The 15,337-nt window shown below is 43.3% G+C and carries 10 protein-coding genes; 7 read left to right on the forward strand and 3 right to left on the reverse strand.

What is annotated here, in order from left to right:
• Positions 1-215: 215 nt before the first annotated feature.
• Entirely contained in the window at positions 216-2,381 is a 2,166-nt protein-coding gene (locus FTU46_RS09325; RefSeq protein WP_180104849.1) for a TonB-dependent receptor domain-containing protein, read from the forward strand.
• 64 nt (positions 2,382-2,445) lie between these two features.
• Here the strand turns inward: FTU46_RS09325 and FTU46_RS09330 are convergent, their stop codons facing one another.
• Together FTU46_RS09330 and FTU46_RS09335 are read right to left on the reverse strand one after the other, a co-directional pair.
• Positions 2,446-3,054, reverse strand: a complete 609-nt coding sequence (locus FTU46_RS09330; RefSeq protein WP_005266373.1) for a MarC family protein — start codon at positions 3,052-3,054, stop codon at positions 2,446-2,448.
• Between the two features lie 28 nt (positions 3,055-3,082).
• Entirely contained in the window at positions 3,083-5,119 is a 2,037-nt protein-coding gene (locus FTU46_RS09335) for a choline transporter (protein ID WP_160255607.1), read from the reverse strand.
• Between the two features lie 271 nt (positions 5,120-5,390).
• Here FTU46_RS09335 and betI point away from each other — a divergent pair, with 271 nt between their 5' ends.
• The 5 genes from betI to FTU46_RS09360 all read left to right on the forward strand — a co-directional run bounded on the left by betI (position 5,391) and on the right by FTU46_RS09360 (position 12,584).
• Positions 5,391-5,969, forward strand: a complete 579-nt coding sequence (gene betI / locus FTU46_RS09340) for a transcriptional regulator BetI (protein WP_005235723.1) — start codon at positions 5,391-5,393, stop codon at positions 5,967-5,969.
• A gap of 21 nt (positions 5,970-5,990) precedes the next feature.
• Positions 5,991-7,466 (forward strand): betaine-aldehyde dehydrogenase, encoded by a 1,476-nt coding sequence (gene betB / locus FTU46_RS09345; RefSeq protein ID WP_159122946.1) that lies wholly within the window; start codon positions 5,991-5,993, stop codon positions 7,464-7,466.
• 10 nt (positions 7,467-7,476) lie between these two features.
• A complete protein-coding gene (gene betA, locus FTU46_RS09350; protein ID WP_180104850.1) occupies positions 7,477-9,132 on the forward strand; it encodes a choline dehydrogenase in 1,656 nt (551 codons plus the stop codon).
• Positions 9,133-9,259: 127 nt separating this feature from the next.
• Positions 9,260-10,030, forward strand: a complete 771-nt coding sequence (locus FTU46_RS09355) for a hypothetical protein (RefSeq protein WP_034705255.1) — start codon at positions 9,260-9,262, stop codon at positions 10,028-10,030.
• Positions 10,031-10,385: 355 nt separating this feature from the next.
• Positions 10,386-12,584: an OsmC domain/YcaO domain-containing protein gene (locus tag FTU46_RS09360; RefSeq protein WP_180104851.1), complete on the forward strand. Its 2,199-nt coding sequence runs from the start codon at positions 10,386-10,388 to the stop codon at positions 12,582-12,584.
• A gap of 170 nt (positions 12,585-12,754) precedes the next feature.
• On the opposite strand, the gene FTU46_RS09365 is transcribed toward FTU46_RS09360, so the two are convergent.
• A complete protein-coding gene (locus tag FTU46_RS09365) occupies positions 12,755-13,591 on the reverse strand; it encodes an IclR family transcriptional regulator (protein WP_004785687.1) in 837 nt (278 codons plus the stop codon).
• Between the two features lie 568 nt (positions 13,592-14,159).
• On the opposite strand from FTU46_RS09365, the gene FTU46_RS09370 reads away from it, so the two are divergent.
• A complete protein-coding gene (locus FTU46_RS09370) occupies positions 14,160-15,314 on the forward strand; it encodes an acyl-CoA dehydrogenase family protein (protein ID WP_180104852.1) in 1,155 nt (384 codons plus the stop codon).
• Positions 15,315-15,337 lie beyond the last annotated feature (23 nt).

Raw genomic sequence — 15,337 nt, forward strand, 5'->3', positions numbered from 1 at the left:
TTAGATGTCAGAACTTGTATGAATCTGTCTGTGATCTTGTAAAGTACTGACAGATTATTTGTATAGAATAAATTAAAAATATTGCCGCACCAGTCAGATATTTTGGCAGAAAATATCTGCTTAATTTTGCATGCTTCATTTATGCTACAGCTTAAATTTTAAGCCAAGTCCTAAAGCAGATCAGGATCACTTATACAGGATTGTATAAATTCGCCATGAATATGACAAAAATTCCTCTCAAGAAAAATCCGCTTAGCCTGATGATATTGTCGGCATTTTCAGGCCATCTTTATGCTGAAACTACGCTAGCACAGGATAGTGTTCAGCAGCTGGACACTATTGTGGTGACCACTGAGCAAAATACAAATTCTCAGAAACAGACTGAGGCCGAACTTGCCAGCGTTTCGGGAGGAACCAACTTTATTTCAGATCAGCAGTTAGAACATCAGCGTCTGGGAACCACTGCTGACGTCTTCCGTCTCCAGCCCGGTATTTATGCCCAATCGCCGGGCAATGAAGGAGCCAAAATTTCTATCCGTGGTTCTGGCATTAACCGTACTTCTGGTGCACATGCATCCGGAACTTATGTCATGATCGATGATATTCCCTTTACCGGACCGGGTGGTACAGCTTATGAACTGCTTGAACCATGGTGGATTGATCATGTTGAGGTGTACCGTGGTGCCAATGGTTTAAAACAGGGCGGATTGTCCTTAGGTGGAACAGTTAATTATAAAAGTAAGACTGGTGCAGAGCAGAATGGCTCTGAATTAAAATATGAAACGGGTAGCCATGGCTATCAGAAATACCAGTTTAGTACTGGCCGACAACTCGATAAGTTAGATTACTATCTGACAGTAACGGGTTCACAGTTTGATGGGATTCAGGATCATGCCGAAGGTGATGGTAAAGGTCTAGCTTTTAATCTGGGTTATCAGATCAGTCCAGATATTGAGACCCGCTTTTATGCCCGTTACCGTGAAAGCAAACATTTAACGCCAGGGCGCATTACCCAGGAACAGCTCAAGAATAATCCTGAAGCAGCCAATGATTTTAATCTGGCTGTAGATGCCAAGCGGATTCAACCGGGCAGTACCTGGCTGGCAAATACTACCACCTGGAACTTGCAGGATGATGCCAAACTGACCGGTAGTCTGGCTTATCACCATTATCCATTGGATCTACGTGAAAGTAGTTATCGTACCAATGTCGATTATGAGGATATTAGTGCGCGGGTTCAGTATGAGAAACCTTATCAGTTATTCGGTCTTGAACATCAAGGAAAAGTTGCTTTTCGAAGTACCACGCACCGTCCAAATAGTGGTGTAACCGAAACAATTCGACGCGATACTACAATTGATGGCACGCTTTATCCGGCAGATACCGTAACACGCCGTTATACTTATCGTGGTTCAGACAATGTGCTGCAATTTGATCAGGAAACTCAGTTGAATGATCAGTTTAAGCTTGATCTAGGATTGGCAGCAGCCTATACCCACCGTGAGAGTGAAGTGACTTATCCTGTGGCTAGTCCTGAAGTTAGCCGCTATGAATGGAATTTCGCCCCGCGTATTGGCCTGACTTATCAGCCAAATGAAACATTACAATGGTTTGCCAATTTAAGCCGTAGTATTGAACCGGCACATCCATGGGCGATGGCATGGTCTTCGCCATACTATTTTGACACTGGTGTCGCTTCAGGGCGGGTACGTGAACCTATTTATCTGGACACGCAAACTGCAAATACTTTAGAACTGGGTGGCCGGGGCCAATCAGCCTGGGGTGATTGGGCACTGAGCTACTATTATTCCAAAGTTAAAAACGAGTTATTAACCTCAGAGTTGATCAAAACCTATGAGGATGGATCGGAACGACCTTCTGAACCAATTGCTGTAGAATCCAATGCAACTCCAACGCTTCATCAAGGTGTAGAACTCAGTCTGGATACACCATTGTATGTATCGCAGCAGGGCGAGCTTCGCCTACGACAGGCTTATACCTTGAGTGATTTCCAATATAAAAACGATCCTTTATTTGGTAAAAACCAGTTGCCGGGAATTCCAAAACACCTTTATCAGGCGCAGCTCAGTTATGCCTTGAATAATGGTCTTTATATGGGGCTAAATACTGAATATGCATCGAAGATGGCACATGATTATGCCAATAGCCGCTTCAGTGATGATTATCAGATTTGGGGTATTGATCTGGGATATGCACCAGAAGATCAGTCATGGAGTGCCTGGGTTAACTTCAAGAATATCACCGATGAAAAATATGCAGCAGTGGTGATTCCAGGTTATGACGACAAAGGTGAAGATCGAGCACGATCTTCACCGGGTGAAGGCTTCTCAACCTATGCAGGTGTGTCGTTTAAATTTTAAAATCATCACTTCATAAAAAAGCGGGCATTTTTGCCCGCTTTTTTTATTGTCAGCTTATATAAAACTAGCCTTCCAGAATTCCGCTGACACCTGTCACAATCATATCAATGGCGATGGTTCCGATTAATAGTGCTGCGACACGACCAACGATATCGACATAAAGGTCAATATAATTAGAATATTTGTGCTGTAAATGATCATGCAGATACTTCATCAGGATCAGTAAGCTACAGGTTAAAAATAAAGTGAAAAAGATCACCAGAATGGTTTGCATTAAACTGAGCTGAATCCCGGTAATCACGGAAGCCGAAATGGTGCCGGGACCGATCATAAACGGCATGGCAATCGTACCCGCCAGATGACTGGGCGCTCCACGCATCACACCAATCGTATCAGCACCTTCAAAGACATAACGATAGCCAATCACCAGAAAAATAATACCGCCAAAAATCTGGAAGGACTCAAACCGTACATGCAAGACTTCATTAAAGAAGGCTTCACCGGTTTTTGCAAAAATGATGAACACAATAAAGCTGATCAGACTGCCCTGAATCAATGCCATGTTGAATACTTTTGCGTCGGAATTACGGATAATTCCGAGCATATAGATACTCATCAGAAAAGGGTTGAGCAGGGAGAAAAACAGGGCAAATGCATTCAAACTTTCTGACATCATTCAGTCCTTCCGTAGTTGAGATATCCTAGATTTCACGGTCCGGGAACAGCGGACGTTTACCTGGGCTGATCCGGTTAATATGCAGATACATCATATGGCGTTCATATTTATCCAGGATGTCATTGATCACCTGTTCCTTACTATAACCGACCAGATCGTTGCCCTGAGAGCCTTCAAACAGATAACTTTCCAGACGATAGTAATAACGTTTGGTTCGTTTACCCCGTGAACTGAAATTTGGCGTGTCATAGCGTACCGGCCATATTTCATAGACAAAGTTTTCTTCTTCATCCAGCTGAATGGTGAGATCCAGATGATACAGTTCAGGTTCTTCCTCAAGCGGTTTTTCCTGAATATTTACTTGAATGCCTTTGTCAATTAACTCGGTTGCAACGGCCTCAATGGCTGGTTTGCAAACATTATCCAGCATGGTTCGGGTCTGGGATAGGCTTGGATGCAGCATGACCCGGCTCAGACGCTTCTTCCAGTTCAGGATATCCACATTACCGACCACAGGCGCAGCATTCAGACTGGTACTGGCCTGCCGAAAATCCTCCAGACGCAAGGACTTATACAGTCCGGCCATCACAAAGAAAATCACGAAACTAAAAGGCAGACCCATAATAATCGTGGTGTTCTGTAATGCTGTCACGCCATTCGCCATGAGCATTGCCAAAGTTAGCAAACCGATAGCAATGGCCCAGAACACACTGAGCCAGCGCGGTGAATCATGCTCAATATTAGTGAATTTAGTGGTGAAGTTCCCCAATACCAATGCCCCTGAATCCGCTGAAGTCACATAGAACAGCAAACCTGTAATGGTGGCGACACCTGCGAGAAATGTGAAACCTGGATACTGTGCCAGCAGGTCATAAAAACCATGCGCTGGATTTTCTAAAACAGTTGTCGCAAGCTGAGTATTACCATCAAAAATCACGCTGTATAAAGCACTGTTACCGAAAATAGACAACCAAGTGAGGGTAAATAACAGAGGAATAACCAAAGTCCCGGTGACAAATTCACGAATAGTACGACCACGGGAAATACGTGCCAGGAACAGACCGACAAAAGGCGACCAGGCAATCCACCATGCCCAGAAGAACAGGGTCCAGCTATTCATCCATTCTTTAGGCTGCTCAAAAGGAAAACTGCTTAAAGAGAGTTTCGGGAACTGGCTGAGATAATCACCAAAATTCTGAATTAGAGCCGCTAATAAAAACTCTGTATTTCCCATAAAGAGAATAAAGAGCAGCAACCCGATTGATACATAGATATTAATTTCAGACAGAACCCGAATACCTTTATTGACACCCGCAGTCACGGAAATAATAGTAATAATGACTGCAACACCAATTAATGCAGTTTGAATCCAGATATTTTCCGGCAAGCCAAACAGGACATGCAGACCGTAATTTAGCTGAACCACACCGATACCGCAGGTGGTGGCAATACCAAAAATCGTACCGAGTACTGCAGCGGTATCTACCGTATGGCCAATCGGGCCATTAATTCTTTTTCCAAAAATAGGATAAAGCGCAGAGCGAATTGTCAGTGGTAAATTATAGCGATAACTGAAATATCCCAACGCAACCCCAATCAGCGCATACATGCTCCAGCCGGTCAGACCATAGTGAAACAGGGTCCAGACCATGGACTGGCGTGCAGCTTCAAAGGTTTCAGCTTCACCGACTGGAGGACTCATATAATGAGACAGGGGTTCAGCGACCGAGAAGAACATCAAGTCAATCCCGATCCCGGCTGAGAACAACATGGCCGACCAGCTCAGCAGGCTGAATTCGGGTTTAGAATGTTTGGGACCAAGCTTAATTTCGCCATAACGTGAGCAGGCGATAAAGACAATAAAAACCAGATACAGCGTTGCCGCCAGCAGGTAATACCAGCTAAAGGTACTACTGACCCAGTTTAAAATATTAATAATGACTAGATTGGCTTGTTCATTAAATAAAATCGTGATGATAGAAAACAGCAGAATAAGCGTCGCCGAACAATAAAAGACTACCTTATTCAGACTATCTTGCACCTCTTCGTTTTTCTTTTGCATAAATCTCTGACCATCGTTTTTGTTTCCGGATGATCTACAGTGCAGTGTGATTTAAAAGCAAAAGCTGGCCATAAAGCTTCCTTGTTTTCGTGAATTACAAACTTTTGCAAATCCAAAACAAACTGCGCTGTACATCAAGGGTGAGCTGGCAGTATAATTTTTATTAATTGAACGTTCAATTAAAAAAGCGTTTATGAATTGTTACATCATTCAGCTATTTGCTTTAGCAGAATGATTTTTTATTGCTACATCCGTTATTCAGGTTAGTCCTATGCCAAAAGTTGGTATGCAACCGATCCGTCGTCAGCAACTGATCGATGCCACCTTAGCTGCAGTCAATGAGCTAGGTTTTGCAGAAGCTTCAATTAGTCAGATTGCTCAGAGGGCAGGTGTCTCAACCGGCATCATAAGTCATTATTTTCAAGGTAAAAATGGGTTAATTGAAGCCACAATGCGTTACTTATTGCAGCAATTAGGTAAGTCTGTTGCTGAAATCAAGTCACAGGTGAATGACGCCCCTGAACAACGCTTACTGGCGATTGTGCGTGGCAATTTTACTGCTCCACAAACGGATAAAGCGGCCATGAAGGTGTGGTTGGCTTTTTGGGCCAGCAGTCTGCATCAGCCCGATTTACATCGTTTACAGCAAATAAACCATTACCGCTTACATTCCAATCTTAAATATGAATTCATGAAAAAGCTGAGTAAGGATCAAGCTGAGAAGGCAGCACAAGGTCTGGCTGCACTCATTGATGGATTCTGGCTAAGAGGTGCTTTAGTAAGTGGCGAAATTGATCCAGAACTGCCGATTGAACTGTGTAGTGAATATATCCGGCAACAACTCAAATAACCAATCTGCGAGGGAATTCCATTGACAACATTCAAACTGCAACGTCCTTATATCCATGGACAATATGTCGATGCAACGTCCAATAGCACGTTTCAAACGATTAATCCTGCAACAGGCGAAGTCCTGGCTGAAGTGCAGGTCTGTTCAAAAAATGATATCGATCGTGCGGTTGAATCTGCACAACAAGGGCAAAAAGTCTGGGCAGAAATGACCGCGATTCAACGTTCGCGCATCTTAAATAAGGCCGTGGCCATTTTAAGAGAACGTAATGATGAGCTGGCAAAATTAGAAAGCTTGGACAGCGGTAAAGCCTTTAGTGAAACATCGACTGTTGATATTACGACAGGTGCAGATGTACTCGAATATTATGCGGGGATTCTACCGGTTCTTGAAGGCCAGCAAATCCCGCTGAGAAGTAGCTCCTTTGTTTATACCCGTCGTGAACCTTTGGGTGTCGTCGCTGGAATTGGCGCATGGAATTATCCAATTCAGATCGCATTGTGGAAATCTGCACCGGCACTCGCTGCAGGCAATGCCATGATTTTCAAAGCCAGTGAAGTTACGCCTTTAACTGCGCTGAAACTGGCAGAAATTTATACTGAAGCCGGTGTACCGCATGGTGTCTTTAATGTGGTTACCGGCAGTGGTGAAATTGGGGGTTATCTGACTTCGCATCCTGATATTGCCAAAGTGTCGTTTACCGGTGGCGTTTCTACCGGCAAAAAGGTCATGGCGCAAGCTGCCAATTCTAGTTTGAAAGAAGTCACGATGGAGCTGGGCGGTAAGTCTCCGCTGATTATCTGTGAAGATGCCGATCTGGATTTGGCGGCCGATATTGCCATGATGGCCAATTTCTATAGTTCCGGTCAGGTGTGTACCAACGGTACTCGCGTATTTGTGCCTTTGGCATTGAAAGCAGAATTTGAAGAAAAGATTTTGCAGCGTGTTGAACATATCCGTATGGGTGATCCACTTGATCCTGAAACCAATTTCGGTCCGGTGTCCAGCTTTGAGCATATGGAAAAAGTGCTGGGCTATATCGAAAAAGGCAAGATAGAAGGGGCACGTCTATTATGTGGCGGCGGCCGTGCTGAGGATGAACAGTTTGCCCAAGGGGCTTATGTCCTGCCAACCGTGTTTACCGACTGCCGCGATGACATGACTATTGTACGTGAAGAAATCTTCGGTCCAGTCATGAGCATCCTGAGTTATGACACCGAGCAAGAAGCCATTCGTCGTGCCAATGATACCGATTATGGTCTGGCCGCCGGTGTCGTTACACCAGACTTAGCCCGTGCCCACCGAATTATTCATCAGGTCGAAGCCGGTATCTGCTGGATCAATACCTGGGGTGAATCACCTGCAGAAATGCCGGTCGGTGGTTATAAACATTCCGGTGTTGGACGTGAAAATGGGCTTGTGACCTTACAGCATTACACCCAGACCAAATCGGTTCAGGTCGAACTCAGTCCTTTCCAATCTGTATTTAGCGCATAAGGGGGATTTGATGAATTACGACTATATTATTATCGGTGCGGGCTCTGCGGGTAATGTTCTGGCAGCGCGTTTAACTGAAGATCCAGATACTAAGGTGCTATTACTTGAGGCAGGTGGCCCGGACTATCGTCTGGATTTTAGAACCCAGATGCCGGCTGCTTTAGCTTATCCTTTACAAGGACGCCGTTATAACTGGGCCTATCTGACCGATCCAGAACCCCACATGAACAATCGCCGTATGGAATGCGGCCGTGGTAAAGGTCTGGGCGGATCTTCACTGATTAATGGCATGTGCTATATCCGTGGTAATGCTATGGATCTGGAACAGTGGGCCAGCCTTAAAGGTCTGGAACACTGGAACTATGCGCAGTGTCTACCCTATTACAAAAAAGCTGAAACCCGCGATATTGGCGGCAATGACTATCATGGCGATTCAGGTCCGGTTTCAGTCGCAACACCTAAGAATGGTAATAATGAGCTGTTTCATGCCATGGTCGAAGCTGGAGTGCAGGCAGGTTATCCACGTACCGATGACCTGAATGGCTATCAGCAGGAAGGCTTCGGCCCGATGGATCGTACTGTGACACCACAAGGCCGTCGCTCCAGTACGGCACGTGGTTATCTGGATATGGCCAAAGGCCGGGATAATCTCACCATTATTACCCATGCCATGACCAACCGGATTCTGTTTAATCGTAATCAGGCCATTGGCGTGGAATATTTTGAAGGCCAAAATACCTTACAGCCGATTCAGGTCTTTGCGGATCGTGAAGTTCTACTATGTGCAGGTGCAATTGCATCTCCACAAATCCTGCAACGCTCTGGTGTAGGTCCGGCTGAGTTATTAAAAAGTCTGGATATTCCCGTGGTTCAGGATCTGCCGGGTGTGGGTGAAAACCTGCAAGACCATCTGGAAATGTACTTACAATATAAGTGCAAAAAACCGGTCAGTTTATATCCGGCATTGAAATGGTATAACCAGCCCATGATTGGCGCAGAATGGCTATTCCTGGGCAAAGGCATTGGCGCCAGCAACCAGTTTGAAGCCGGAGGCTTTATCCGTTCTTCGGATGAGTTTGAATGGCCAAACATCCAATACCACTTCCTGCCAGTGGCGATTAACTATAATGGGACCAATGCTATTCATGAACATGGTTTTCAGGCCCATGTCGGTTCCATGCGTTCACCATCTCGTGGTCGGATTCGCCTGAAATCCAAAGATCCATTTGAGCATCCAAGTATTCTGTTCAACTATATGAGTACTGAACAGGACTGGCGCGAATTCCGTGATGCTATCCGTATTACCCGTGAAATTATGCATCAGCCAGCCCTGGATCCCTATCGTGGTGAGGAAATCAGTCCGGGTAAAAATCTGCAAACTGATGCAGAAATTGATGAATTTGTTCGTAATCATGCAGAAACAGCGTATCATCCGTCCTGTAGCTGTAAAATGGGTGAGGATGATATGGCAGTTGTCGATGGTTATGGGCGTGTGCATGAGATGCAAGGCCTGCGTGTCATCGATGCTTCAATTATGCCGCTTATTATTACAGGCAACCTCAATGCAACCACGATCATGATGGCTGAAAAGCTTGCAGATCATATCCGTGGCAAGCAGGCATTACCTGCTTCTACAGCGCCTTTCTATCGGGCCCCACGCGCTTAAGTCATGGCTATATTCCTGTTGCTTGTTGCATCAAGGAATATAGCGGAATTTATTTTTACCCAAAGCTGGATAAAACTGTAATCGGTTTCAGAGTTATCCATTCTTTGCTTAATATAATTTATATTTTATGAGAATTTTCAAACAAACAGTCCTTTTCGGCTGTGCTGCTGTTTCTAGTGTTTATTGTTTTGCAGATGATGCAGAAGCAAAAAAAATTGAAACCAGTGGAAACATCAGTGTAGTTTCTAAATACATCTCCCGTGGTCTGACCAATGCACCAGAAAATGATGACGTTGCCTTACAGGCAGCGCTGAATCTGGCTTATGGTAATTTTTATGTCGGTTACTGGGGCTCAACCTTAGGTTATTCCTACCCAGAACTGGAAGGCAAAAAATCACATCGTCGCGATAAAGTCGAACATGATTTTATCGTGGGCTATAACTATAGCAGTGAAAACTACGACTGGAATTTCTGGGATGCAACCTATTATTATCCGGGTGGCAGCCATACGACTTCAAATGAATTAGGTTTGAATGTAAGTCGTGCACTGAATGACAAGACCAGTGTTACAGCAGGTGTGTCGACCTATTTATATGATGTGGCCTATGCCAATCAGGGCGATACTTTTTATACCTTGGATTTAACCCATCAGATTAATGACAAGCTTGGTGCACATGTCGGTGCAGCAGGTGGTTATTTTAATGATGAAGGTAAATATGAAGGTAATGAGCTAGGTAATACCACAAAACAGCATGCTTTCCGTTATGCAACTGCTGGATTAAGTTATGAAGTTGCGCCGAAATTGACCTTGTCTGGTGATTATATCTTCGGTGGTTACGACCGTTTCGGTGATAAGCAGCGCGATCTCGCTGTGTTTGGCATTGGCTATGACTTTTAATTTGGATCTTGATCTGATTTAAAATATGCATTTCGCAGTCCATGAAATCCAGTCGGGAACAGCAAGTATCAATAAAAACAGCCTGTTCTCGGCTTAAAGCCAGATTTCCTGAATATTTAATTAACAGATATTTTGATAAATCTGCAGGAAATTCGAGCAAACATTATCAATTTCATAAAATGATTCTATAATAGCGCCCATTCTTACTCGAGCTTATCCTGAAACTAACTGGTTGAAGGTTTAACCCGGGTTATTTTTATTTTTGAGTCAAATTCTCCTCCGTGATTCGGCTTGTATATTCAGATTTAGCATCTTATCTGTCCGTGGTGGCACATAAGAATATTTAGGTATCCACATGGAAATTAAGGTCAATTATCTCGATAATCTTCGTCAAGAAGCTAAGTTCGATGACTTCACGGTAATCGCCGATCAGCCGATCCGCTATAAAGGTGATGGTTCTGCGCCAGGTCCATTTGATTATTTTCTGGCATCTTCTGCGTTGTGTGCAGCTTATTTTGTTAAAGTTTATTGTGCAGCGCGTGACATTCCAACCGACAATATCCGTCTGTCTCAAAACAATATCGTCGATCCTGAAAACCGCTACAAACAGATTTTTAAAATTCAGGTCGAGCTACCAGCTGATATTTCTGAAAAAGACCGTCAGGGGATTTTGCGTTCGATTGACCGCTGTACCGTCAAAAAAGTAATTCAGACCGGTCCTGAATTTGTTATTGAAGAAGTAGAAAGTATTGATGCCGATGCTCAGGCATTATTAATGCCTAATCTGGCTTCAGATAGCTTGACCTGTATTCCGGGTAAAGACCTGCCACTGGAAGAAACCATTGCAAATATGTCTGCGATTCTGGCAGGACTCGGCATGAAAATTGAAATTGCGTCTTGGCGTAACATTGTACCGAATGTCTGGTCACTACATATTCGTGATGCTCAGTCACCGATGTGCTTTACCAATGGTAAAGGTTCAACCAAGGAAAGTGCACTGGCATCTGCACTGGGTGAATTTATCGAGCGTCTGAATTGTAACTTCTTCTATAATGACCAGTTCTGGGGTGAAGATATTGCTAATGCAGAATTTGTGCATTATCCGGATGAAGAATGGTTCCAGCCAGGTCCAAATGGTGAACTGCCAGCCGAAGTTTTAGATGAACATACCCGTGAAATTTATGATCCTGAAGATGAGTTACTAGGTACTCATCTGTATGACACCAACTCGGGCAATAAAGCACGCGGTATCTGTTCATTGCCATTTGTACGTCAGTCTGATGGTGAAACTGTATATTTCCCATCGAATCTGATTGAAAACCTGTATCTCAGTAATGGTATGAGCGCGGGCAATACCTTGGCTGAAGCTCAAGTACAATGTCTGTCTGAAATTTTCGAACGTGCGGTTAAACGCGAAATTCTGGAAGGTGAACTGGCACTGCCGGATGTCCCTGAACACGTACTGGCAAAATATCCGAAAATTGTTGAAGGTATTAAAGGCTTGGAAGAACAAGGCTTTCCAGTACTGGTCAAAGATGCTTCTTTAGGCGGTCAGTTCCCGGTGATGTGCGTGACCTTGATGAACCCGCGTACGGGTGGTGTCTTTGCTTCATTTGGTGCCCATCCAAACTTTGAAGTCGCTTTAGAGCGTAGTCTGACTGAACTGTTACAAGGCCGTAGTTTTGAAGGCCTGAATGATCTGCCAAAACCAACCTTCAGTTCAAATGCAGTTACTGAGCCAAATAACTTCGTTGAGCACTTTATTGACTCAAGTGGTGTCGTGTCTTGGCGTTTCTTCAGTGCAAAATCTGACTATGATTTTGTTGAGTGGGATTTCACCAATAATGGCCAAAACTCAAATGCCGATGAAGCGCAGGAATTGTTTACCATTCTGGAAGAGATGGGCCACGAAGTTTATATGGCGGTCTATCAGCATTTAGGTGCAACCGCTTGTCGTATTCTAGTGCCGGGTTATTCTGAAATTTATCTGGTGGAAGATCTAGTTTGGGATAACACTAATAAGGCGCTTTTATATCGTGAAGATATCCTGAACTTGCATCGTCTGGATGATGAACAGCTGGGAGCTCTGGTTGAACGTCTGGAAGAAGCAGATGAAGATGATTACACCGAGATCCGTACCCTGATCGGGATTGAATTTGACGAAAATACCGAATGGGGTCAGTTAACCATTCTGGAACTAAAACTGCTGATCTATCTGGCGTTACAGCAATTTGAAGAAGCTAAAGATCTGGTTGAGCAGTTCCTGCAATACAATACCAACACGGTTGAACGTGGCCTGTTCTATCAGTGCATGAATGTAGTGCTTGAAGTCATTCTGGATGATGAAATGGAACTGGAAGACTATGAACACAACTTCCGTCGTATGTTTGGCGATGCCCGTATGGATGCAGTCCTCGGTTCAGTAGAAGGCACAGTACGTTTCTACGGTTTAGCTGAAACCAATATGCAGCTTGAAGGTCTGGATCGTCATCTACGTTTAATTGATAGTTACAAGAAACTGCATGCAGCGCGTGCCAAGTTTGTAGCAGCGTAGTAAGTGAAGATGATTAGCTGACTTTGCTAGTCTTTAAATCTTTAAAAAAATAGCCCATCTTAGAATGGGCTATTTTTTATATTGCTCTAACATCTTAGGAGTAATTAAAAAAAGAAAAAATAAAGGGCGATCCTTGCCGCCCATTTAAATCCACGATCTTAAATAACAGCTTAAATATTATTTAAAGTCAGGGAAATATTATTGACCATATGAATCAGGCGAGGACCGATTTCATTTTCCAGTTTTTCCTGATTAAGCAGGTAAGTTGGCGCACCGCAGTTAAAGGTCAGAATACCATGTTTAGGGTGAATCAATGGCACTGCAACAGAGTTCACATCTTTGGCCCAATCGCCGAGAGATAGGCAATAGCCATAATCCTGATAATCACGAATGGCACGTTCTAAATTACGCTTAATGGTTGGCCATTGATCTTCATTTCTTTTCTTGATCGCATCAAATAAATATTCACGTTCTTTAACTTCCATCGCAGCCAGGCAGGCACGACCCATCGCACTACTATGAATCGGCAGGGTAGAGCCAACTGGACGACGCATGGTCAAAGTAGATTCCGTGTGAACGACTTCAAGATAAATCATGCTCAGACGATCACGTGTTGCCATGGCGACAGGCGCTTGCGCATAACGTGACATTTCTTCCATAAATGGATAAGCCTGTGTACGTGCCGAAATATTGCTTAGCGCCGCATAACCCAGAGCCAATACACCAACGTCCAACAGGTATTTGGTCGTATTCGGTAACTGTTTTAGATAACCTAAAGAAACCAACGTGCTGGTGATCCGGGCAACAGTCGGTTTTGGCAGATTAGTTAGCTGTGCAATTTCCTGGTTGCCCAGTAATTGATTCGTTGCGGAAAAACATCTGAGGATTTCTAAACCACGTGCAATAGACGCGATAAATTGTGGGTTATTTTCTCTATGAATATGTGAAATCGGATCTAAACGGATCTCATCAAAATTAGGTATTTCGCCAGTTTTATTTTTTGTCATGGTCAGAGCAATTAAAGGTAAATTAATAAATATGATAGCAATTAAATTTCACGATACAAAATAAAACACTTCTATTAATGATAAAATAAATAAAAAAGTGCTCATTTTATCTGTATTTAAGTCAATTAGCGCTATTCAGCTAAAAACGATGCAGAATTTACAGGTTTTTGAGACCTGTAATGATCTTTAAGTATCTTTAGAAAATTTAAAGTTCGCCAGATAAAATTTCAGGAAAATGGAGCCAATCAAAACGAGAATCATCAGCACGATTTAATTGAAACATTCTTATCTCGCTGCGCTTTTATAGAATCAATTATGACCTGATTCCGATCATCTAACTCTTTTCTAAATCTACTAACAATCTAAAAAATTTCGCATTGTGAAATAAAATTCTAACTATAATTTTTAATTAAAGCTAGAAAAATTTGCTTTTTTGCTTAAAAAATAAAATTTTTAATAATTTTTCTTGCTCAAAATGAATTTTTATGATTATTTATTTCGTATTACGAAACTAAAATTAAAGGGTAAAGGAATTTACCCAGATGAACTAAATAACATGGAGATCCCTATGATTCGCGATCCGGAAATGGTCGAGCAACTTCTTTCGACTATTCGTAACTTTGTAAAAAATGAACTAGTCCCTTTAGAACATGAAGTTGAAGAAAGTAACGCGATTCCTGAGCGTATTGTCGAGCAGATGAAAGAATTAGGTCTGTTTGGCCTAACTATTCCAGAGGAATACGGCGGTTTAGGTATCACCATGGAAGAGGAAATTCTGGTCGCAATGGAATTAGGCCGTACATCGGCTGCATTCCGTTCTTTGATCGGGACCAATAATGGGATCGGTTCAAGCGGGATCGTGATTGACGGTACAGAAGAGCAAAAACAGAAATACCTGCCACGTTATGCGACTGGTGAAATCATTGGTTCATTCTGTTTAACTGAGCCGGATTCAGGTTCAGATGCAGCATCTTTGAAAACTAGCGCGGTTAAAGATGGCGATTACTATATTTTAAACGGTACTAAACGTTTTATTACCAATGCACCGCGTGCAACAACATTTACGGTGATGGCGCGTACCAATCCTGATATCAAAGGTGCAAGCGGCATTTCTGCATTCCTGGTAGAAGCGAATACACCGGGCCTAAGTCTGGGCAAAATTGATAAAAAAATGGGTCAACACGGTTCATACACTTGTGACGTGATTTTTGACAACTGTAAAGTTCATAAAGATCAGTTGATCGGTGGTGTTGAAGGCATTGGCTTTAAAACTGCAATGCGTGTCCTGGATAAAGGCCGTCTGCACATTGCTGGCTATAGCGTAGGTATGGCAGAGCGTATGCTGGAAGACGCTTTAAATTATGCAGTGGAACGCAAGCAGTTCGGTCAACCGATTGCGAGTTTCCAGCTTATCCAAGGCATGCTGGCAGACTCTAAAGCTGAGATTTACGCAGCCAAATGTATGGTTCTAGATGCTGCTCGTCTGCGTGACGAAGGTAAGAATGTGACCACTGAATCTTCATGCGCGAAAATGTTTGCGACTGAAATGTGTGGCCGTGTAGCGGATCGCTGTCTGCAAATTCATGGTGGCGCGGGCTATATCAGTGAATATTCAATTGAACGTTTCTATCGTGATGTGCGTTTGTTCCGTCTGTATGAAGGTACTACTCAAATCCAGCAAATCATCATCGCACGTGAAATGATTAAACAAGCGACCGCTTAAGCAGCAGATTTTAGAATATTGGA

This window comes from Acinetobacter sp. YH12108 (genome assembly GCF_013419055.1).
Taxonomy (GTDB): domain Bacteria; phylum Pseudomonadota; class Gammaproteobacteria; order Pseudomonadales; family Moraxellaceae; genus Acinetobacter.

Coding starts and splice junctions, on each gene's coding strand:
- FTU46_RS09335 (WP_160255607.1), bottom strand. CDS start 5,119: ATGCAAAAGAAAAACGAAGAGGTGCAAGATAGTCTGAATAAGGTAGTC.
- FTU46_RS09360 (WP_180104851.1), top strand. CDS start 10,386: ATGGAAATTAAGGTCAATTATCTCGATAATCTTCGTCAAGAAGCTAAG.
- FTU46_RS09370 (WP_180104852.1), top strand. CDS start 14,160: ATGATTCGCGATCCGGAAATGGTCGAGCAACTTCTTTCGACTATTCGT.
- betI (WP_005235723.1), top strand. CDS start 5,391: ATGCCAAAAGTTGGTATGCAACCGATCCGTCGTCAGCAACTGATCGAT.
- FTU46_RS09365 (WP_004785687.1), bottom strand. CDS start 13,591: ATGACAAAAAATAAAACTGGCGAAATACCTAATTTTGATGAGATCCGT.
- betA (WP_180104850.1), top strand. CDS start 7,477: ATGAATTACGACTATATTATTATCGGTGCGGGCTCTGCGGGTAATGTT.
- FTU46_RS09325 (WP_180104849.1), top strand. CDS start 216: ATGAATATGACAAAAATTCCTCTCAAGAAAAATCCGCTTAGCCTGATG.
- FTU46_RS09330 (WP_005266373.1), bottom strand. CDS start 3,054: ATGTCAGAAAGTTTGAATGCATTTGCCCTGTTTTTCTCCCTGCTCAAC.
- FTU46_RS09355 (WP_034705255.1), top strand. CDS start 9,260: ATGAGAATTTTCAAACAAACAGTCCTTTTCGGCTGTGCTGCTGTTTCT.